This is a genomic window from Streptomyces sp. cg40, from assembly GCF_050320165.1.
GTDB lineage: Bacteria > Actinomycetota > Actinomycetes > Streptomycetales > Streptomycetaceae > Streptomyces > Streptomyces hokutonensis.
On record NZ_CP190128.1, the window covers coordinates 994,644 to 1,012,006 of the forward strand.

General features: G+C 70.7%; 17 protein-coding genes. 13 read left to right on the forward strand and 4 right to left on the reverse strand.

Features of this window, described 5'->3' with window-relative positions; translation table 11 throughout:
* Positions 1 to 163 precede the first annotated feature (163 nt).
* Positions 164 to 1,030, reverse strand: coding sequence for an alpha/beta hydrolase (locus tag ACQHII_RS04335; protein WP_427917938.1), 867 nt, complete (start codon positions 1,028 to 1,030; stop codon positions 164 to 166).
* A 180-nt stretch (positions 1,031 to 1,210) separates the two neighbouring features.
* Between ACQHII_RS04335 and ACQHII_RS04340 the strand changes: the two genes are divergently transcribed.
* From ACQHII_RS04340 to ACQHII_RS04375, 8 genes are all read left to right on the forward strand, one after another.
* Positions 1,211 to 1,993, forward strand: coding sequence for an IclR family transcriptional regulator (locus tag ACQHII_RS04340; RefSeq protein WP_427917939.1), 783 nt, complete (start codon positions 1,211 to 1,213; stop codon positions 1,991 to 1,993).
* Positions 1,994 to 2,556: 563 nt separating this feature from the next.
* Entirely contained in the window at positions 2,557 to 4,170 is a 1,614-nt protein-coding gene (locus ACQHII_RS04345) for an ABC transporter substrate-binding protein (protein WP_427917940.1), read from the forward strand.
* 66 nt (positions 4,171 to 4,236) lie between these two features.
* Positions 4,237 to 5,175 carry an ABC transporter permease gene (locus tag ACQHII_RS04350; RefSeq protein ID WP_427917941.1) on the forward strand — a complete coding sequence of 313 codons (939 nt, stop codon included), beginning with the start codon at positions 4,237 to 4,239 and terminating at the stop codon, positions 5,173 to 5,175.
* Positions 5,172 to 7,163: a dipeptide/oligopeptide/nickel ABC transporter permease/ATP-binding protein gene (locus ACQHII_RS04355; protein ID WP_427917942.1), complete on the forward strand. Its 1,992-nt coding sequence runs from the start codon at positions 5,172 to 5,174 to the stop codon at positions 7,161 to 7,163. Before ACQHII_RS04350 ends, ACQHII_RS04355 begins: the two co-directional genes overlap by 4 nt.
* Positions 7,156 to 8,178, forward strand: coding sequence for an oligopeptide/dipeptide ABC transporter ATP-binding protein (locus ACQHII_RS04360; protein ID WP_427917943.1), 1,023 nt, complete (start codon positions 7,156 to 7,158; stop codon positions 8,176 to 8,178). Before ACQHII_RS04355 ends, ACQHII_RS04360 begins: the two co-directional genes overlap by 8 nt.
* A 42-nt stretch (positions 8,179 to 8,220) precedes the next feature.
* Positions 8,221 to 9,699 carry an aldehyde dehydrogenase family protein gene (locus tag ACQHII_RS04365; RefSeq protein ID WP_427917944.1) on the forward strand — a complete coding sequence of 493 codons (1,479 nt, stop codon included), beginning with the start codon at positions 8,221 to 8,223 and terminating at the stop codon, positions 9,697 to 9,699.
* Between the two features lie 135 nt (positions 9,700 to 9,834).
* Positions 9,835 to 10,659 carry a dienelactone hydrolase family protein gene (locus tag ACQHII_RS04370; protein WP_427917945.1) on the forward strand — a complete coding sequence of 275 codons (825 nt, stop codon included), beginning with the start codon at positions 9,835 to 9,837 and terminating at the stop codon, positions 10,657 to 10,659.
* A complete protein-coding gene (locus ACQHII_RS04375) occupies positions 10,656 to 10,856 on the forward strand; it encodes a dienelactone hydrolase family protein (RefSeq protein ID WP_427917946.1) in 201 nt (66 codons plus the stop codon). Before ACQHII_RS04370 ends, ACQHII_RS04375 begins: the two co-directional genes overlap by 4 nt.
* A 229-nt stretch (positions 10,857 to 11,085) precedes the next feature.
* On the opposite strand, the gene ACQHII_RS04380 is transcribed toward ACQHII_RS04375, so the two are convergent.
* The gene (locus ACQHII_RS04380) at positions 11,086 to 11,271 is read right to left on the reverse strand and encodes a hypothetical protein (RefSeq protein WP_427917947.1); all 186 of its coding nucleotides are present in this window, start codon (positions 11,269 to 11,271) and stop codon (positions 11,086 to 11,088) included.
* Between the two features lie 129 nt (positions 11,272 to 11,400).
* Positions 11,401 to 12,249 carry a LysR family transcriptional regulator gene (locus ACQHII_RS04385; protein ID WP_427917948.1) on the reverse strand — a complete coding sequence of 283 codons (849 nt, stop codon included), beginning with the start codon at positions 12,247 to 12,249 and terminating at the stop codon, positions 11,401 to 11,403.
* 103 nt (positions 12,250 to 12,352) lie between these two features.
* Between ACQHII_RS04385 and ACQHII_RS04390 the strand changes: the two genes are divergently transcribed.
* From ACQHII_RS04390 to ACQHII_RS04405, 4 genes are all read left to right on the forward strand, one after another.
* Complete coding sequence (locus ACQHII_RS04390; RefSeq protein ID WP_427917949.1) at positions 12,353 to 13,096, forward strand: SDR family oxidoreductase; 744 nt, start codon at positions 12,353 to 12,355, stop codon at positions 13,094 to 13,096.
* A 630-nt stretch (positions 13,097 to 13,726) separates the two neighbouring features.
* Positions 13,727 to 14,719, forward strand: coding sequence for a dihydroxyacetone kinase subunit DhaK (gene dhaK, locus ACQHII_RS04395; protein WP_427917950.1), 993 nt, complete (start codon positions 13,727 to 13,729; stop codon positions 14,717 to 14,719).
* 46 nt (positions 14,720 to 14,765) lie between these two features.
* A complete protein-coding gene (gene dhaL / locus ACQHII_RS04400) occupies positions 14,766 to 15,374 on the forward strand; it encodes a dihydroxyacetone kinase subunit DhaL (RefSeq protein WP_427917951.1) in 609 nt (202 codons plus the stop codon).
* Entirely contained in the window at positions 15,367 to 15,777 is a 411-nt protein-coding gene (locus ACQHII_RS04405) for a PTS-dependent dihydroxyacetone kinase phosphotransferase subunit DhaM (RefSeq protein WP_019068997.1), read from the forward strand. Before dhaL ends, ACQHII_RS04405 begins: the two co-directional genes overlap by 8 nt.
* Positions 15,778 to 15,819: 42 nt before the next feature.
* Here the strand turns inward: ACQHII_RS04405 and ACQHII_RS04410 are convergent, their stop codons facing one another.
* A complete protein-coding gene (locus ACQHII_RS04410; RefSeq protein ID WP_427917952.1) occupies positions 15,820 to 16,458 on the reverse strand; it encodes a TetR/AcrR family transcriptional regulator in 639 nt (212 codons plus the stop codon).
* Positions 16,459 to 16,601: 143 nt separating this feature from the next.
* Between ACQHII_RS04410 and ACQHII_RS04415 the strand changes: the two genes are divergently transcribed.
* Positions 16,602 to 17,363, forward strand: coding sequence for an SDR family NAD(P)-dependent oxidoreductase (locus ACQHII_RS04415; RefSeq protein WP_427917953.1), 762 nt, complete (start codon positions 16,602 to 16,604; stop codon positions 17,361 to 17,363).

The window sequence follows — 17,363 nt, forward strand, 5'->3', positions numbered from 1 at the left end:
GAAAGGGGAGGTGCCCCGGGCACGGGCGCCCGGCACCGGCAGGCCGAGAAGGGGATGGATGGTCGGCCGACCGGGCGGGAACGGGGGCGTGTGGCGACTCGGGTGCGGGGAACGCCCCGGACGAGGTGCTCAACCCACAGGTGGAAAGCCTGGGCGCGACGGGTCAGGCGGTGCGCCACCAGGCGTAGTACTTGTCGCCGTAGCCGTCCATGATCTCCGCGTACTCGTGGTCGGCGTCCGGGAACTCGAAGAAGTCGTGCGGGACTTCGAGGTCCGTGAAGCGGGTGTCCAGGTCACGGATGGTGGGCGCCAGCCTGGTGTCGAGCCGGCCGGACAGCAGGCGGACCTGGCTGGTGCGGCGCAGTTCGGGGGCGTTGGCGAGGACCAGGCTCCAGGGGTGGCAGAGGTCGTAGTACTCCTGGTCACCGAAGTAGGTGTTGTTGACCCGGTCCTCGGGTTCGTCCTTGAGGTCGCGCAGGATCGCCCCGGCGATCGACGACACCTTCCCGAAGATCTTCGGGTACTTCAGGCCGAGGTGCAGGGCTCCGAAACCGCCCATCGAGAAGCCCTCGACGGTACGGGCCCGGGCCTCGGGAATCGTGCGGTACGTGTCGTCCATGTGCTGGACCAGGTCGAAGGCGGTGATCTGGGCGAGCGGGCGGGCCCCGTCCTTGGAGTCGACGTACCAGCCGATCGGCAGGATCTGCGGGACGACGACGATCGCCGGGGGCATCACCTCGTTCCGGATCGCCTTGTCGATCCGCGCAACCATTTCGGAACCCTGGCGGGCGTTGCCGAACCCGCCGTGCAGCCAGTAGATGACGGGGAACCGGCGTTCCGGTTCGGTCTCGTACTGGGGCGGGAGGTAGAGCTGGTAACTGCCCTGGGCGTCCGCGCTGCCGCGCGAGGGCTGGGGGTAGAGGCCGAAGGTGGTGAGCTCCTGGTCCTCACGGACCTCGTCGATCCACTGCTGTTCGATCTCTGCCATCTGCTCGGGCGTCGTGCGTACCTTGTGAACCTTCTCGGCCACGGGGTCTGTCCTCTCGGGGATAAGTTGTGGTGCAGATCCGGGATCCTCCGAGGCAGGTGCGGCAGCCCTCCGACCCACCACCCGGACGTTCCATTACGTAGAACGATGTATTCTGTTGTGGAACGCTCATCAGTGAAACGCTGCGACGGGAGCCTGTCAATGGCCGGGATCGAAACTTCAGTGGACTCTCAGAGCGGCGGTCGCGGGGGCCGTACGTCCCTCGCGGGCAACGCCACCGACAAGGCCCTCAACCTGCTGGAAGCGGCGTCGGCGCCCGGATATCCGCACCGGCTGGGCGATGTGGCCGCGACCGCGGGGGTACCGAAGGCCAGCGCCCACCGCATCATGCAGAACCTCGTGGCCACCGGTTTCCTGGCCTCCGACGGCGCCGGCGGCTACGGCCCCGGGCCCCGGGTCCGCGCGCTCGCCGCCCGGATCACCCAGGGCTGCGAGGAGGACCAGGTCATGCGCGCCGAGCTGGAGGTGCTCGGCCGGAGAATCGGTCACACGGTGCAGATCGGTGTGCGCACCGGCGACGCGATCACCCTGCTGGTCAAGGTGTCGGGCCCGAATCCGGTACAGGACTCCTCCCGGGTGGGCATGCAGCTGCCGCTCCACACCACCGCGATCGGCAAGTGCGTCCTCGCCGACCTCGACGAGGACGAACTCACCGCCCTGACAAGCCGGTTGGGTCTGCCGCCCCGCACGGAGAACTCCCTCACCGATCCCGCCGAACTGCGGGCGGAACTCGCCAAGGTGCGCGAACAGGGATTCGCACTGGACGACGAGGAGAACGAACTCGGCGTGCGCTGCCTGGCCGTTCCGGTCCGCGACGCGAAGGGCTCGACGATCGGCGCCGTCAACGTCTCGACGATCACCTTCCTGGAGACCCGCGAGACCCTCCTGAGCTGGGTCGACGTCGTACGGACGACGGCGGGAGCGCTGCACGGTCTACTGGGCTGAGCCTCAGGACGGCGCACCCGTACAACGAGATCCAGCCAGGGCACAACGTGACGATTCGCACGCTTATCTTGTGTGTCCGTCGCAGATTCACCGCGTACGAGCACTGGACAGCAGGGCATCGTTTCAGCAGGGTTACACCACTGGGCCGATCACGTCTCGTCCGCACTGCGGCCGGAAGACGCCCGCGCCCCTGTTCACCGGCCAGCCCCCGGTGAGCCGGCACCACCACAGCATCTGAGCCCGATCCTCGCGAGCAGCGGGAGCACCTCCGGTTCGTCGCCGCTCATCTCTGAAGACCGTCGGCCTCGCACGGCCTGTTTCCGGCCGTCACCGCACGGCGGTCCCCAGCGACGCACCCGACCCTCCTCACCTCCCGGCCCTCCTCCGGCCGGCTCGCACTTTTCCGTGAACATGCGCAGGTGGAACCCGCTCTTGGGCGCCACCCGGGCCTCGCGACCCTCGTCGCCCACGCCCGGCGCGTGCAGATGTTCCCCATCACTTCAGCTGCCCGCCCTTCCGGTCTCCGCCGCCGTGGCGGATCTCCCGTGGCGCAAGGAGAAGACATGCACTCCCTCGACTCCGCTTCCCATCTGCCCGGCCCCAGAGCACGCCGGGCCGCCCGCGGTGGCCTCGTGGCCCTGTCCGCCGGGCTCGCCCTCACCCTGACCGCCTGCGGCGGCGGCACGGGCGCGACCGCCGGTGCGAAGAGCACCGGAAAGGCGGTCGCCGGCGACACGCTGACCGTGGCCGAACAGCAGGCGCCGCCCACCATGAACCCGGGCAGTCTCGACCTCGGGTTCGTCGACTTCACGATGCTGTCGTACGAGTCGCTGTTCTACCTCTCCCCCGACGGCACCGTGCAGCCCGCGCTCGCGAAGTCCTGGAAGTACGTCGGCACCGGCAACACGGAACTGTCCGTGACGCTCCGCTCCGGCGTGAAGTTCGCCGACGGCACGGCCGTGACCGCCGACGCGGTGAAGGCGTCCCTGGAGTACGCGAAGAAGGCGCAGGGCAACCAGGCCCACTACCTGACCGACGCCACCATCACCGCCACGGGCCCGCTGACGCTGACCATCAAGCTCGCCAAGGCCAACCCGATCCTGCCGACCCTGCTGACCCAGTCGTACGGCATCGGGCAGATCATCAGCCCCAAGGGACTGGCCAGCGCGTCGAAGCTGACGCCGACCGACACGAGCCAGGGTGCCGGGCCCTACATCTACCAGCCCTCGCAGAGCGTGGCCGGCGACCACTACACCTACACCGCCAACCCGTCGTACTACGACAAGAGCAAGCAGCACTACAAGAAGATCGTCATGAAGATCGTGCAGAACGGCCAGACCGCGGTCAACGCCATGAAGACGGGCCAGATCGACGTCTACAAGGGCGACTACACCTCCGCCGCCTCGGCCAAGTCCGCGGGCATGTCCACCGTCGGACTGCCGGTGATCCTCCAGGGACTGAGCCTCATCGACCGCGCCGGCGAGGTGTCCAAGCCGCTCGGCGACGTCCGCGTCCGGCAGGCGATCAACTACGCGATCGACCGGGACGCGGTGACGAAGGCGCTGCTCGGCGACGCCGGCACGCCGACCGTGCAGACCGTCATCAAGGGCGGCGACGGTTACTCCGCCGACCTCGCGGACTACTACACGTACAACCCGGCGAAGGCCAAGGAGCTGCTGAAGGCGGCCGGCTATCCCGACGGCTTCACCCTGCCCGTCCTCGCGGCCACGTTCGTCGGCTTCGACACCATGGCCCAGGCCATCGCCGGTCAGCTGTCCAAGGTGGGCATCAAGGTGAAGGTCACCGCCGTCACCAGCATCACCTCGTTCGTCGAGAACCAGACGAACAAGAAGTACCCGGCCGTCTCGGGCGGCTTCACCGAGGAGCCGATGTACCTGGAGGGCCTGGACCTCTTCATGCCGGGCTCGAAGGTCTTCAACGGCTTCGGCAGCAGCTCCCCCGAGCTCACCAAGCTCTTCGACCAGGCAGCCGCAGCCGCCCCGGCCGAGCGGGCCGGTCTCGACCAGCAGATGCAGGAGTACCTGGTGAAGAACGCCTGGTTCGCACCGGTCGCCTTCACGCCCGTCAACTACTACGTCCGGCCCGGCATCGGCGGCGTGAAGGTCAGCGCGGGCGCGCCCTTCGCCAGCCCGCTGGCCTTCTACGCCACCAAGTAGAGACTCCGGGCGGCCCCCTGTACCTGACGACGGGGGCCGCCCGGCCCAAGAAAGGAGTGAGGTGAGATGCACAGGATCCTCTTCCGCTGGCTGCTCGGCGCGATCCCGGTGGTGTTCGGCGTCAGCGTCCTGACCTTCGTCCTGACCAGCCTGGTGCCGGGCGACCCCGGCCGCACCATCCTCGGCGCCAACGCGAGTCCCGCCCAGGTGAAGGCACTCGACCAGCAGCTCGGGCTCGACCACTCGCTGCCGGTCCGCTACTGGGACTGGCTGACCGCCGCCCTGCACGGCAACCTCGGTGACTCCATCACCTCCGGGGTACCGGTGAGCGACCAGCTCACCTCCCGCCTCGGCGTCACGCTCTCGCTGATCGGCGGCGCCATCCTGGTGGCCGCCGTGGCGGGCGTGGTGCTCGGTGTGCTGAGCGCGCTGAAGGGCGGCCGGCTCGGGCGGGCCGTGGACGGCATCTCACTGGTCGGGCTCGCCGTGCCGAACTTCTGGTTCGGCCTGGTGCTGATGACCGCGTTCGCCGTGCAGCTGCCGCTCTTCCCCGCCACGGGCTACGTCCCGTTCACCGAGTCTCCGGTGCAGTGGTTCGAATCGCTGGTGCTGCCCGTACTGACGCTGGGCGTACCGGCCACCGCTCCCGTGGCCAAGCAGACCCGCGACGGCGTCCTCACCCAACTGGACCGCGAGTACGTCCGCGTACTGCGGGCGCGCGGTGTGCCCGAACGGTCGGTGATCTTCCGGCATGTGCTGCGCAACGCCGCCGCGCCCATCGTCACCGTCCTCGGCGTCGTCGTGGTGACGCTCTTCGGCGGCACGGTCCTCGCCGAGACCCTGTTCGTCATGCCCGGTCTCGGCGGCCTGGCGGTCACCGCCGCGCAGACGCAGGACATCCCGATGGTCCAGGGCGTCGCCCTCGTCTTCACGGTGACCGTGATGCTGATCAACCTCCTGATCGAAGTGGTGTATTCGATGCTCGACCCGAAGGTGCGGACATGAAGACCCCGGTGATCGCACGACAGACGGCACCCGAAAGCGGACGGGAAGGTCCGCGGCGAGGCTCCGCGCAACGCGGGTTCACGACCCGCCTGCTGCGCAAACCGACCGCCGCCGTCTCCGCCGGCTACCTCCTCCTCGTCGTCCTGGTCACCGTGTTCGCCGGCCCGCTCGCTCCGTACGACCCCGACCAGCAGGACCTCACCCACGCCCTCCAAGGCCCCAGCGGCGCCCACTGGTTGGGCACCGGCGAGCTCGGCCGGGACGTGCTCAGCCGGCTGATCCACGGTGGGCAGATCACCCTCCTCGGTGTGGTGATCACCCTGGCCGTCTATCTGACGCTCGGTGTCCCGGCCGGCATGGTCGCGGGCTACCGGGGCGGCTGGTTCGACCGGCTCGTCCTCAAGAGCGCCGACCTGATCTCCGCCGTTCCCGTCATCATCGTCCTGCTGGTGGTCCTCTCGGTCTTCACCAACAACGAGAGTGCCGCGATGGCCGCCAACGGTCTCCTCGGGGCGCCGCTTCTCGCCCGAGTGGTCCGCTCGGCCACCCTCGGTGTGAAGGGGGAGCTCTACGTCCGGGCGGCCGTCGCGGGCGGGATCGGCGACGGGGTCATCATCCGCCGGCACGTCCTGCCCCGGGTCACCGGCGCCGTCCTCGTCCAGGCCTCCGTGTTCGGCGCCTACGCCGTCCTCCTGGAGACTGGGCTCGGCTTCCTCGGTCTGGGCACCACCGACGCCAGCTGGGGCAGCATGATCGCCGAGGCGTCGAAGAACATCGGCACCGACCCCTGGCTGCTCATCCCCTCCGGCTTCATGATCGTCTCCTTCATCGTGGCGCTCGGCCTGCTCAGCGACGGCCTGCGCGACACCTTCGCCGAGCGTTACGCTCCTCCGGCCGACAAGCCGCCGTCCCGCCGGATGGGCCGCCCCCGGGGAGCCTCGCCCGAACCGACGCGGGTCGCGACCTCCGACGTACCGCGCGTGATCGAGGAGCCCGACGCCGACGCCCTGCTGTCCGTACGCGGACTGACGGTGTCCCTGCGCATCGAGGGCGCGCCCACAGAAGTCGTCCGGGACGTGGCGTTCGACCTGCACGCCGGTGAGGTGCTGGGCATCGTCGGCGAGACGGGCTGCGGCAAGACCGTCACCGCCACCTCGCTGCTGGGCATGCTGCCCGCGGGCGGCGAGATCACCTCCGGCACCATCCTCTTCGAGGGCACCGACCTCGCCCGGGCGGACGCGGCCACGCTGCGCAGGATGCGCGGACGCCGTATCGGCTGGATCTCCCAGGACCCCATCTCCAGCCTCGACCCCTCCTTCACCGCCGGCGCCCAGGTCGCCGAGGTCGTACGCCTGCACACCGGCTGCACCCGCAAGGAGGCCCGGAAGCGCGCGCTCGAACTCTTCGAGAAGGTACGGCTGCCCGACCCGGCCCGGGTGGCGAAGAGCTACCCCCACCAGTTGTCCGGGGGCATGGCCCAACGCGTCGGTATCGCCGCCGCGTTGGCCGGAAACCCCGCGCTGGTGATCGCCGACGAACCGACAACCGCCCTGGACGTGACCGTACAAGCCGAAATCCTCGACCTGCTGAGGGAGTTGCAGAGCGGCGGCACAGCGGTCGTCCTCATCACGCACGACTGGGGAGTCCTGGCCGACCTGTGCGACCGGGCCGTGGTGATGTACGCCGGCGAGGTCGTCGAGGAGGCCGAGGTCACCGCGCTCGTGACCACGCCCACCCATCCCTACACGGCCGGGCTGCTGGGGTCCGACCCGCACCACGCCCTGCCGGGCGAGCCGCTGCCCGCTGTGGAGGGCGCGGTGCCGCCCCCGACCCAGTGGCCCGTCGGCTGCCACTTCCAGAACCGCTGTCCGCGGGTGACCGACGCCTGCAAGGAGAAGCCCGTCGTGATCTCTCATCTGGTCGAGCTGGAACGGTCGACGCGGTGCATCCTCCCGCTCGAACTGATCGGAGGAGGAGCCCATGACTGACGCAACTCTCCTTCAGGTACGGGGCCTTGATGTCACCTACCGCCGATCCCGTCTGCGCGGCGGCGACGTCAACGCCGTACGCGGCGTGGACCTGACCGTGGGACGCGGCGAAACCGTCGGCCTGGTCGGCGAGTCGGGCTCGGGCAAGTCGACCATCGGGTCGACGGTCCTGGGACTCGTCCCGGCGTCCGGCGGCATCATCGACTTCGACGGCACCGACATCACACACAGCAGCCGCGCCGACCGCCGCCTGCTGGCCCGCCGTATGCAGGTGATCTTCCAGGACCCGTACGGCTCCATGAATCCCGCGCACACGGTGGGCGACACCCTCGCCGAGGCCCTCCGCTACAACCTGGGCCTGCCCGCCGACGAGATCCGTGAGCGCGTGCTGCGCGCCCTCGACGACGTCGGACTGCCGCCCGGCGCGGCCCACCGCTACCCGGCGGCCTTCTCCGGCGGACAGCGTCAACGCATCGCCATCGCCCGGGCGTTGGTCATGGAGCCCGACTTCATCGTGTGCGACGAGGCGGTCAGCGCCCTCGACCTCTCGGTCCAGGCCCAGGTCCTGAACCTGCTGGCCCGCCTCAAGCGCGCCCGTGGGCTGAGCTACCTTTTCATCTCGCACGACCTGTCGGTGGTGCGCTACCTCAGCGACACCATCGTCGTCCTGTACGCCGGCCGGGTGGTCGAGCGCGGCCCGGCCGCGCAGGTCGCCGGCAGTCCCGCCCACCCCTATACCCGGGCCCTGCTGGCCGCGGCACCGGTCCCCGACCCCGTCGCCCAGCGGCGCCGCCAGGCCGAGCGGCGCCTCGCCGCGGCGGCCACCCCCGCCACGGGCCGCGTCAGCGAGGGCTGCGCCTTCGCTCCCCGCTGCCCGTTCGCGCAGGAGATCTGCTGGTCCGTCCAGCCCGAACTCGTGGCGCGCGACGGGGTCGCCGTCGCGTGCCATCGCCGGGACGAGATCGCGGCAGGCACGGCGGCCCAGCCCGGTCAGACGACGGCCGGAGCCGCCTGACCTCGCCCCTCCTCCCTCCTGCATCCCCCTCCAAGGAGCACGATGACCATCACCGCCCCCGCCCCTCTCGACATCACCGCCCTGCTCCCCGACGGCACCCATCTCATCGCCGGCGAGTGGGTCCCCGCCCGTTCCAAGTCCACGATCGACGTGGTGAATCCGGCGACCGGCGCGGTACTGGCCCGAGTCCCGCGCGGAACGGCAGAGGACATCGACGACGCCGTACGATCCGCCGAGGCGGCGCTGCCCGCGTGGCGCGACACCAGTCCCGCCGTACGCGGTGAACTCCTCTACCGCTGGGCGGAGTTGGTGCGCGAGCACGACGACGACATCAACCGCCTGGAGGCGATCGAGGTCGGCCACCCGGTCGGCCCCTCCCCCATCGCCGCGCGCCTGACCTACCTCGCGGGCAAGGCCGACAAGATCTTCGGCGACACCCTGCCCACCCGCTCGCCGAACGTCCTGGGCCTGACTCTCCGCGAGCCCTACGGCGTCGTCGGCGCGATCATCCCCTGGAACGCGCCGGGCCCCATGACGGTCTTCAACACCGCCGCCCCGATCGCCGCCGGCAACACGGTCGTCCTCAAGCCCGCCGAGGACGCCCCGCTCACCGCCCTCTACCTCGCCCGCCTCGCCCTGGAAGCGGGCATCCCACCCGGTGTCCTCAACGTCGTCACCGGCTACGGCGCGGAGGCGGGGGCGGCACTGCCCGCGCATCCCGGCATCCGCAAGGTGAGCTTCACCGGCTCTCCGGCGACGGGCACCGCCGTGATGGAGGCGTGCGCCCGCAACTTGATACCGCTGCAACTGGAGTTGGGCGGCAAGTCCCCGCAGATCGTGCTGCCGGACGCCGATCTCGACAAGGCGATACCGGCGATCGTGCGCAGCATCGTCATGAACAGCGGCCAGGTGTGCGCCGCCGGATCGCGCGTGCTGGCCCACTCCTCGTTGCACGGCCGGCTGGTCGAAGAGCTGGCCGAACGCTTCCGGGCCGTGCGGGTGGGCCTGTGGGACCAGTCCGTCGACATGGGTCCGCTGATCAACGCCCGGCAGGAGAAGCGTGTGTTGGACTACCTGGCGATCGGGCGGGAGGAGGGTGCGGAGGTCGTGGTCGGCGGCGGCAAACTCACCGAACCCCCGTACGCCGACGGCTACTTCGTCGAGCCGACCCTCTTCGACCAGGTGCGCCCCGAGATGCGCATCGCTCAGGAGGAGATCTTCGGCCCGGTCCTCTCGGTCCTCACCTACGACGACGAGGACGAGGCGGTCGCCATCGCCAACGGCACGCGCTACGGCCTCACCGCGACGGTGTGGACGCGGGACATCGGACGCGCGGTACGGCTCGCCCGCCGCGTCGAGGCCGGCCAGGTCGCCGTCAACACCGTGGGCGACGGCGGGCCTACGGGGTCGATCGGCACCCCGTTCGGCGGCTATAAGAACAGCGGGTTCGGCCGGTCCATGGGCCCGGACTACCTGGAGGACTGGACCCAGGTCAAGGCCGTGATCATCGACGCGAACTGAGACCCGCGCCCGAGCCGGTGGTCCGGCCCCTGCGGCTCAGGGGCCGGACCACCTCCCCCTCTCTGATCGACGAGCTTGCGTACTCCGCAGACCAGCACGGCCAACGGCACCTTCTACCAAGGCTGAGTGATGATCATGTTGAGTTTCCCGCGGCGAAGGCCGCTGACCAGACTGTCGGCAGCGCTGGCGCTGGCGGTCGGCCTGCTCGTCGGCGAGACCGCCGTGACGGGCGGCCAGAGCTTCGCGGCCACGCAGACCACGACCGCCGCCGCACCGACCGCCGATGCCACGTCCTGCCCGTCGGTCGTCGGCACCGAGTCGTCCACTCCGAACGCGGCCTGGCTCGCACAGCAGGCGTCACAGTCGTTCGCCACCGCACAACTGGCCGCCTCGCCGCGCACGTCCCGCTGGGTGAGCCTGCGATTCCACGGACAGACCATGCGAGCGTGGGTGGACTATCCGGTTGGCCGGAAGAACGCCCCGGTGGTACTCGTCCTGCACGAGGTGTTCGGACTCACCGACTCCACGCGCAACACCGCCGACAAGATCGCCGCGATGGGCTACATAGCCATCACACCGGACATGATCTCGGGCCTCGGCCCCGACGGTAAGGGGGACACCCGCACGCTGACGGGCGCCGGCGGGTCGGCTTCCGACCTGGTCACGGCCGTGCCGGACAACGAGGTCAGCTCCCGTATCGGCGCATGGGTGAAGTACGCACAGCACCTGCCCCGCTCCACCGGCCAGACCGACATCGTCGGGCTCTCCTGGGGCGGCGGCGCCGCGTTCCGCTACGCGGCGACCGGCACCAGGTCGGTCGACTCGGTGTTCGTGTTCTACGACGTCGGCCCGCCCGCCGTGACCCAGGGCTGCCACCGCACCGAAGGACTCAACAACACCCGGTCGGACGGATCGCGGTTCCGGTCCACGGCTTCTACGCCGAGACCGACACCCGGGTGATCACCAGCCTGCCGGCCACCACCGAGGAGATGTCCGCCGCCCACAAGTACTACGAGCCGGTCGTCTACGCCGGCGCGGACCACGCCTTCATGCGCCTGGGGTCGAATCCGGCCGACACCAACCCGGCGAACGCCGCCGCGGAACAGGCCGGCCTGAAGCGCCTGAAGAAGGAACTCCGGCAGTCCTTCGTCCGGTGAAGCCGAACCGGCGACCGGGACCTCCTCCAGAGCGCATGTCCGGAATCGGCTCAGGCGGGCCGGGCGATCTTCTCCGCGGCTTCCACCGCGATCTCGATCGTCCGGGCCGCCGGCGAAGAGTGGGTGCGATGCGCCTGCCACAGCAGGAAGATCTCAGCGGGCGGAGGTGTCGGCTCGACCTGATGAACGCACAGCGCCGCATCGACGCCGAGATTCGCACCATGAACCGTCAGCCGGTACCCGTCACGCCGACAACTCCATCGGCGGCTGGTACGACATCTTCCTGCCCGGCCGACTGCGGGACTTCAGGGTCATCCAGGAGGTGGCCGGTATCGCTCCAGTAGTTGATGTCGAAGAGCTCGGAGACACTGTTGTTGCAGTCCCAGAGGGCGATCTTGCCGTCGCTGCCGAGCATCCGGCATGAGCCGTCCTAAGAGTTGCGGATCTTGTGGAAGCCGCTGCCGGCAGGCACGAACTGCATGGCGCCGGCGTGGCTCCTGTCCCCCGAAATCCAGCACGGTGTCCGGGCGTTCACCACCGTCGGTCACAGGGCGGTGGCGGCGCGGACCAGCCCCGCGACCGCCGTTGAGCGGCTGTGTGGGGGCCAGGCGATGACCGTGGTGACGTGGGGGGCGTCGGGGACCGGTACGGCGGTGAGGTTCTCGCGCAGGACGGTGCGGCCCGACTCCGGCACGATCGCGCAGGCGCGGCCGAGGGCGATGAGCTGGGTGAGTTGGGTGTGGTCGCGCACCTGTGGTCCGGGGCCGTCCGGGAAGGTGCCGTCCGGGCGCGGCCAGCGGGGCAGGGGCAGGTCGGGAAGGTCGGTGACCTCGGCGAGCCGCACGTGGGGGCGGGCGCTGAGCGGGTGGCCGGCCGGGAGGATCGCGACCTGGCCCTCGGAGTGCAGGTCCTCGGTGTCGAAGCCGGCCGTGTCGTCGAACGGCCGGTGCAGCAGGGCCACGTCGGCCCGGCCGTCGTGCAGGAACCGTGTCTGCTCGCCCGGCCCGCACAGTGCGACGTCCACGGCGACGGCGCCGGGCTCGGCGGCGTAGGCGTCGAGGAGTTTCGCCAGCAGTTCATCGGAGGCGCCCGCCTTCGCGGCCAGGACCACGGCGGGCCGGCCGGTCGCGGCGAGGGCGGCCCGGCGGGTGCGTCGTTCGGCGGCCTCGACGGCGTCCAGTGCCGCCCGCGCCTCTCTCAGCAGTACCGCCCCTGCCCCGGTCAGGGTGACACCCCGGCTGCCGCGCTCCAGCAGGAGGGTGTCCAGGCGGCGTTCGAGCCCGCCGATCGCCCGCGACAGCGGGGGTTGGGCGATCCCGAGCCGCTGGGCGGCCCGGCCGAAGTGCAGCTCTTCGGCGACCGCGACGAAGTACCGCAGCTCACGTGTCTCCACCCCGCCACCCTAACCGCGACGGCCAGGAGCGATACCCGGGCGGTATCGCCGTCCACCCAGACGGTCTTGGACGGCCTGCCCGGCGGGGAGAAGGATCGATGCCATGAGTGAAACGAACACCGTGAACCACCACAAGGTCGCACTGGTGACCGGGGCCAACAAGGGCATCGGCTACGAGATCGCCGCCGGGCTCGGCGCCCTCGGCTGGTCCGTCGGAATCGGCGCACGGAACGAGGAGCGTCGCGAGGCCGCTGTGGACAAGCTGCGCGCGGCCGGAGCCGACGCGTTCGGCGTGCCGCTGGACGTGACCGACGACGCCGGCGTGACAGCGGCGGCCCGGCTGGTGGAGGAGCGGGCCGGGCGGCTCGACGCGCTCGTCAACAATGCGGGGATCACCGGCGGCGAACCGCAGGAGCCCACCACGGTCGACGTGAACCGGGTACGGGCGGCCGTGGAGACCAACGTGATCGGCGTCATCCGCGTCACCAACGCCCTGCTCCCCCTGCTGCGCCGCTCGCCGTCGCCACGGATCGTGAACGTCTCCAGCAGCGTCGGCTCCCTCGCGCTCCAGACCACGCCCGGCGCCGAGACGGGCCCCATCGCCATCGCCTACGCTCCGTCGAAGACGTTCCTCAACGCCGTCACCGTGCAGTACGCGAAGGAACTGGCCGGCACCCACATCCTGATCAACGCCGTCTGCCCCGGCTTCACGGCGACCGACCTCAACGGCTTCCGGGGAGTGCGCACCCCCCAGCAGGGCGCAGCCGCCGCGATCCGGCTGGCCACCGTATCGGCCGACGGGCCCACGGGCCGCTTCTTCGACGACGAGGGGGAGGTGCCCTGGTAACACGCTTCCGGCCCGCGCCACCCCGGGGAGACGGCGCCTGCGCGTCCTCGTGACCTGCGCCGTCACGCTGTGCTGGTAGGGCCGTCGAGCGACCTCAACCCGGTAGAAAGCATCTGGTCGATACTGCGGCTGCCTAACCGGAGCCGGAACCGGACTCCGGTTCCGGCTCCGGCCGCCATGACGGCATCACGTATTCAAGGTCAGTAGTTGACCATCGGCCAAGCAACGCGGTCTACGACGCTCCCAGTCACACCACGGCCGAAGCACGGGAGGGGCAGTGATCAGCCCGTACGCCAGCGGCCTCGCCCACGAGCAGACTACGGACACCACCCGGCGGGTCCGAACCGAGACCGCGTCCATGACCAGCTTCTTCAGCCTCGGCGTCCCAGCTCGTGACCTTCACTGCCGCAAGGTCGATACTTTCCACAGGGGTGTCCTCACCCGCCCTCGCCCGACCGACCCCGGAGGCCTGACGACCCGTCATCAAAGTCGGCATTAAGTCAGCATCAGCCCCGCCGGAACCCGCTTCCGACCGCCAAGGACCGCCAAGATCAAGAACTTGCGCAACCCAGTCTGACCAGCAAAGACACAGGTCAGAGGCCCGTCTGCCAGTGCCACCAGGAGGAACCGATGAAGATGCTGATCAACGTCGCGGAAACCGTCGTCACGGACGCGCTGCGGGGCATGGCGGCCGCCCACCCCGAGTTGAGCGTGGACGTCGAGAACCGGGTGATCGTACGGCGGGACGCTCCCGTGGCCGGGCAGGTCGCGCTGGTTTCCGGTGGCGGGTCGGGGCACGAGCCGTTGCACGGTGGGTTCGTGGGTCCGGGGATGTTGTCCGCAGCCTGTCCTGGTGAGGTGTTCACCTCCCCCGTGCCGGACCAGATGGTGCGGGCCGCGGCGGCCGTGGACAGCGGGGCCGGGGTGCTGTTCATCGTGAAGAACTACACGGGGGACGTCCTCAACTTCGACATGGCGGCCGAGCTCGCCGAGGACGAGGGTATCCAGACCGCCAAGGTGCTGGTCAATGACGATGTCGCCGTCACCGACAGCCTCTACACCGCGGGGCGGCGCGGCACCGGTGCCACGCTGTTCGTCGAGAAGATCGCCGGTGCCGCCGCGGCCGAGGGGCAGCCGCTGGACCGCGTGGCGGCGATCGCCCGGCAGGTCAACGAGAACTCGCGCAGCTTCGGCGTCGCGCTGAGCGCCTGCACCACCCCGGCCAAGGGCAGCCCCACCTTCGATCTGCCGCCGGGCGAGCTGGAGTTGGGCGTCGGCATCCACGGCGAGCCGGGCCGGGAGCGGCGGGCGATGATGACCTCCGGCGAGATCGCGGACTTCGCCGTGCACGCCATCCTGGAGGACATGCCGCCGAGCAGTCCGGTGCTGGTCCTGGTCAACGGCATGGGTGCGACCCCGCTCCTGGAGCTGTACGGCTTCAACGCCGAGGTGCAGCGGGTGCTCACCGAGCGCGGGGTCGCCGTCGCACGCACACTGGTCGGCAACTACGTCACGTCCCTCGACATGGCGGGCGCCTCGGTCACCGTGTGCCAGATCGACGAGGAGCTGCTGCGGCTGTGGGACGCGCCGGTGAAGACGCCGGGACTGCGCTGGGGCGTGTGACACGTCGGCGCGTTCGGCCAACTCACCCACCACGCAAGGAGATCCCGTGCTCGACGCCGACTTCTTCCGCCGTTGGATGACGGCGACCGCCACCTCCGTCGCCCGCGAGGCGGAACGGCTCACCGACCTCGACTCCCCCATCGGCGACGCCGACCACGGCGCGAACCTGCAGCGCGGGTTCACCGCCGTGGCGGCCACCCTGGAGAAGGAGGCGCCGGACACCCCGGGCGCCGTCCTCACCCTCGCCGGGCGGCAGCTCATCTCGACCGTCGGCGGCGCCTCGGGGCCGCTCTACGGCACGCTGCTGCGCCGTACCGGAAAGGCGCTCGGGGACGCCGGCGAGGTGAGCGAGGAGGAGTTCGCCGGCGCGCTGCGCACCGGGGTCGACGCGGTCATGACCCTCGGTGGCGCCTCACCCGGTGACAAGACCATGATCGACGCGCTGGTCCCGGCGGTCGACGCGCTGCCGGAGGGTTTCGCCGCGGCGCGGGCCGCCGCCGAGGCGGGCGCCACGGCCACCATTCCCCTTCAGGCCCGCAAGGGCAGGGCGAGCTATCTCGGGGAGCGGAGCATCGGGCACCAGGACCCGGGCGCCACCTCGTCCGCGCTGCTGATCGCGGCGCTCCAGGAAGCCGCGGAGGCCGACGGTGAGTGACGAGAAGCTCGTGGGGATCGTTCTGGTGTCGCACAGCGCCCAAGTCGCCGCCTCCGTGGCCGAGTTGGCGCGGGGTCTCGCGGGCGGCGGCGCGGCCGTGCCGCTCGCTCCGGCCGGCGGCACCGAGGGCGGCGGGCTCGGTACCAGTTCCGAACTGATCGCCGCCGCTGCCGCGTCCGTCGACCGCGGCGCCGGGGTCGCCGTACTCACCGACCTCGGCAGCGCCGTACTCACCGTGAAGGCCCTCCTCGCCGAGGGCGACGAACTCCCGGCCGGCACCCGCCTGGTGGACGCCCCGTTCGTCGAGGGCGCGGTGGCCGCCGTCGTCACGGCGTCGACGGGAGCGGACCTCGACGCGGTGGAGGCGGCGGCCGCGGAGGCGTACACGTATCGGAAGGTGTGAGACACCCATCTGTCGGAGGGCCCACCTCGACCCCCTCCTGCGTCACGACACCCCTTCCGCCGCGATCGCCAGCGCCGCGCGCAGCGCCTCGGCCACCTCGGCGCCCCCCGTCGCCGCGTCCGCCGCGGTTCCGGGCGGGCTCCACGCCAACCGTTCGACCGCCGCGCGCAGTGCCGCGTTGAGCATCGCCGCCTGGATCATGGGGCGCAGGTCGCCCGCGGGCAGGCCGGCGCGGTCGGCGAGGGCGCCGGCGAACGCCGGTTCCGCCTCGTCGTAGGTCTGGAGCCAGATCGCGCGCAGGCCCGGTTCGGTGCGCGTGAGGCGTACCAGCGCGCTGCCGGTGGCGCCGTCGGGGCCGGTCGCGGCGAGGAAGCCGGCCGCGAGGTCCGGGGCGAAGAGGTCCTCCAGTGGGAGGCCGGGCGGCCACTCCCGCAGCCGGGCCGCGATGACGTCGATCCCGGCCGAGAACAGCGGCCGTACGCAGCTCTCCTTGCTCGGGAAGTAGCGCCACACGGTGCGCGCCGAGACGCCGACCGCCTGGCCGATCTGCTCGCCGGTGGTCGCCGCCACTCCCTGGGCGACGAACAGTTCCACCGCCGCCCGGGCGATCTCCAGCCGGATCTCGGCCTTGCGGGCCTCGGTGAGCGGCGGTCGTCCCGTGCGTCCGCTGGATGCGGTCATCAGTTCCCCTCCGGCTGCGGTCGTGACCTCCCGGGATTCTGCACCATGACCCGCCCACCGACTTTATGTCACTTGCAGACATTAAGTCGTATGGTGAGTACACAACGGGCCCAGAGGCCTCGCACGACGAACAGGAGCACGTCATGACCAGTGGACTCGACGGACGCAGCGTCATCGTCACCGGAGCGGGTTCGGGCATCGGGCGCGCCACCGCGCTCGCCTTCGCCGCGGAGGGTGCCAAGGTCGTGGTGGCCGATCTCAACGCCGACGGCGCCGAGGCGGTCGTCAAGGAGATCGAGCAGGCGGGCGGTACGGCCCTCGCCGTCACGGGCGACCTGAGCGAGCAGGCGGTCGTCGACGAGGTGACCGCGACCACCGTGGAGCGGTTCGGCGGAGTCGACGTGCTGGTGAACAACGCGGGGATCATGGACCGGATGTCGGCACTCGCGGACGTGGCCGACGCGGAGTGGGAGCGGGTCATCCGGGTCAATCTGACCGCACCCTTCCTGCTCACCCGGGCCGTGCTGCCGCACATGCTGGCGGCGGGCCGGGGCGCGATCGTGAACACCGCCTCGGAGGCCGGCTTCCGCGGCAGCGCGGCGGGCGCCGCCTACACGGCCTCCAAGCACGGGGTCGTCGGCCTGACGAAGTCCCTCGCGGTGATGTACCGGAGGCAGGGCATCCGCGCCAACGCCATCGCCCCGGGCGGTACGGCGACCAACATCTCCGTGGACGCGGACCGCGAGGCACTCGGCCCGGCGGCGCTCGCCCCGCACTTCGTCAACGTCGGCCGCGTGGCCCAGCCCGAGGAGCAGGCCGCCGCGATCGTGTTCCTCGCCTCGGACGCGGCAAGCAACATCAACGGCGTGATCCTGCCGGTCGACGACGGCTGGTCGGCGGTCTGA